The following is a 3,087-nucleotide window of genomic DNA, read 5'->3' as shown; positions in this document are numbered from 1 at the left end:
TCGATACCTGTGAATGCGTGGAGCACGGCTGCAAAATCCAGCCGGTCATTTGAAGAAAACGCTCCCGCGACGTTTTCCCAGACAGCGAAAGCTGGATACCGGTTATTTGTTGCATACCTCATTTCCTCAATAATACGCATGGCCTGATAAAACAGGCCGGATTTGCTACCTGCCAAACCCTCCCGCGCACCGATTGTGGACAGGTTTTGACAGGGCGAGCCGAACGTGACAATATCCACGGGCGGTATCTTGCCGCCGCCTATCTGCGTGATGTCTCCCAAGTGGAGCATATCCGGGAAATGCCGCCGGGTAATGGACACCGGTGCTCTGGCGATCTCGCTCGCCCACACAGGGACAATACCACAGCGCGATGCGGCCAGTGGAAAGACACCGATACCGTCAAACAGGCTGCCGAGCCTAAGTGTGGGCACGGGCAAACCTCTTGTGGTTTCGCACCCGGACACCGTCCATAGTGCTCCACTTCGGCGCTTTGCCCCGGATACGGGAAATGCAGTCACAGCGCTCGTCCGGGTCTAAATTCGCCCCGCAATAGGGGCAGGTGTGATAATACATGAGTTGTCCTCCTTCTTGTGATTGGTTGATGGCCTGCACAGATACCGGCGGCGGCCGGGCATGGTGGACGGCGGTTTTGGGGCATAAAAATAACCGCCCGGATTGGGCGGTTGGGTAAATTATTCGGTTGTACATACTAAATTCCTCACACTGTAAACAAAAAATCCGTTCTTTGCGCAATACAAAGAACGGATTAAAGCACTATTATATTCGCTATCATTCAATGCTTATTTTCTCAATTTTGTTCATCTACAAGCAAAGGTAATACTTTTTTGCAAATTACTTGGTATATTTCTAATAAGTAATCTCCTACTTCAGCGTACTCCTTAACCAATTCTAACCGATCTACGCTACCAATATCTTTCTTAATACGCAAGTTAGCAATTATTTGCGGGAATTCGCTCAATTTTGCTTTTAGTTCCGTATAGTCAGGAAAAACTGAGACTATCTGTTCATAAGAAAAATATTCAAGTTCATGATGAATACGTTCACGTATTGAAATCGTAAGAAAATCTAATGCATCAAAATATGCTCTATATTCATGCGAAATAGCTTTATCAAAATTTTTTAATACATACTCATCATCTTCTTGTTCAGATTCTAATATTTCTCCATATGCGCGCACAATATGTTCATATGCATCTCTTTGTTCCTTCATTGGTTGTATAAATGTTTTCATTTCCAAATTATATTCTTCCGCCAACAGGAAAAATTTTTTAGTATATGTGTGTATTCCACACAACAAACTCCATTTTTCCCTTAACGTTTTTTTCATTTCCAATAATATCCATTCAAGGCAAACGCTTTTTTAAAACATTTTGCCGCATTTTTTCATACTCTTTATCGTAAAAATAACGTCCTGTGCCAATACGAACAGATCCTCGATTAAGATTTGATACCGAATTGGCAACATTCTTTTCTTCTTTTGTTTGAATAGAAACATTTCCTTTATGCTTATCAATAAATAGATATTTCTTTATTGACAACTCTTCAAATACCCTTTTCTGTTTAGCATCATTAATTCTCGCAATATAGAGAAGAAAAATTAATAAAATACTTTCTGCCAATGCGATTATTAGCAATATACAGTTGACTAAAATGACCATCACTTTTTCCTCTTCTCTAAATTACGATATATACAAATGAGTGCTCCCAGCAAGATAAAAATAAGCCAGAGTACAAAAAAAGAAAATCCCAGTGTTTCGTCAAAAACAGCTTTGCTATCTTTCATATCGACATACATATATAGCGAAGCTAAACCTGCAAAGAGTGCGATAGCATTATATGTACTTTCTATTCTTTTTAAATGTAAACGTTTTCCAATAATAGCTTGTGGTACAAAAGAAAATAATATTGCAAAAAAAATTAAGAAAATATCGGCTTCCACAAACACAGCAAAAAATTGGTACAAAGCTTCTGATAATCCGCAATTTAAATATCGAAAACCTGTAACACATGCATGAAGAACGAACGGAAAAGATGTTAAAAACATATTCATTAAGTATTCCAGAACTTCATGAAACGTTCCTTTACGAAAATGTATGTTTGAACACATTTGTCCACCCTTTATTTTTTCCATCAATTACACCCACAAAAAAAACGGCAAGAAACACTTCTTCCGCCTAACAGTAATTTTGCCTCGGTGGGATTTATGATTACCTACTGTCTAAGGCTATAATTATCCATAACTATATTTTAGAATACACCTTTAGCACTCAAGTTGCAACATTTTTTTGAAAATAATTCCTTTTTATCACTCTCTTTAATTCATTTGAACATCTTGGTACTTAATAATTGCTCCATAACTTCCGCAATACCCACCATAATATATTGCATACAGGGCAAGGCTATTATTTTGTCAAGCGCAAAACAACGTGTGCGGTTTGTGATGAGTTCATTTTTGCAGCCGTATGCCCTCCAGCCCTCGAGCAACCCCATGAGACGTTCGCACTCCAAAGGCGTAAGGTCGCGGATAACCCCGTCCTGTTCCGCACCCTCATACCAGAACACAAACGGCTGCCCTATACTGGCAAGCAGAGTTGGGAAGGGTTCTCCGTTTTTGCCGAAACACGCCCGGAAGCCGGTTTGGTCGCCTTGCTTTGCCATGGCCCGCATACGCCGAAGCTGGAAGGGACGGACGACGGGTATCTGCCGCCCTGCTTCATCAGCAGATATTCGATCTCCACCGGCGGCAGACAGCCCGCTTTCACCGCAAGGCACAGGATACGGGAACATACCGCGGGGGCTTAAATAATACTTCTGCGGCACGTCTACCTGCAAAATCTGTCACGACGAACACCCGCCGCCGACGCTGCGAAAGTGCGGCTTCTCCCCAATACTGGGTGTCCAAGAGCCGCCAAGCGGTATCAGCACATCCCTCTCGCACCATTCCGGCGTGCGCTCACAGTCCGCTATCAGACACTGAAACCTCGATACCTGTGAATGCGTGGAGCACGGCTGCAAAATCCAGCCGGTCATTTGAAGAAAACGCTCCCGCGACGTTTTCCCAGACAG

Annotated in this window: 5 protein-coding genes; all 5 read right to left on the bottom strand. The window is 42.6% G+C overall.

Annotated elements, in window-relative coordinates; genetic code table 11:
- A partial coding sequence (locus T363_RS0113615; RefSeq protein WP_031476714.1) for a DNA cytosine methyltransferase occupies positions 1 to 431 on the bottom strand: 431 nt, incomplete at its 3' end.
- Between the two features lie 377 nt (positions 432 to 808).
- Positions 809 to 1,348, bottom strand: a complete 540-nt coding sequence (locus tag T363_RS0113610) for a hypothetical protein (RefSeq protein ID WP_031476712.1) — start codon at positions 1,346 to 1,348, stop codon at positions 809 to 811.
- Positions 1,349 to 1,364: 16 nt separating this feature from the next.
- Entirely contained in the window at positions 1,365 to 1,679 is a 315-nt protein-coding gene (locus tag T363_RS0113605) for a hypothetical protein (protein WP_031476710.1), read from the bottom strand.
- Positions 1,679 to 2,152 (bottom strand): hypothetical protein, encoded by a 474-nt coding sequence (locus tag T363_RS0113600; protein ID WP_031476708.1) that lies wholly within the window; start codon positions 2,150 to 2,152, stop codon positions 1,679 to 1,681. Before T363_RS0113600 ends, T363_RS0113605 begins: the two co-directional genes overlap by 1 nt.
- A gap of 188 nt (positions 2,153 to 2,340) precedes the next feature.
- The gene (locus tag T363_RS15345) at positions 2,341 to 2,679 is read right to left on the bottom strand and encodes a hypothetical protein (protein ID WP_031476706.1); all 339 of its coding nucleotides are present in this window, start codon (positions 2,677 to 2,679) and stop codon (positions 2,341 to 2,343) included.
- Between the last annotated feature and the right edge of the window lie 408 nt (positions 2,680 to 3,087).

Source organism: Agathobaculum desmolans ATCC 43058, from assembly GCF_000701665.1.
Classification (GTDB): domain Bacteria; phylum Bacillota; class Clostridia; order Oscillospirales; family Butyricicoccaceae; genus Agathobaculum; species Agathobaculum desmolans.
This window is presented reverse-complemented; position numbering and strand designations above follow the sequence as displayed.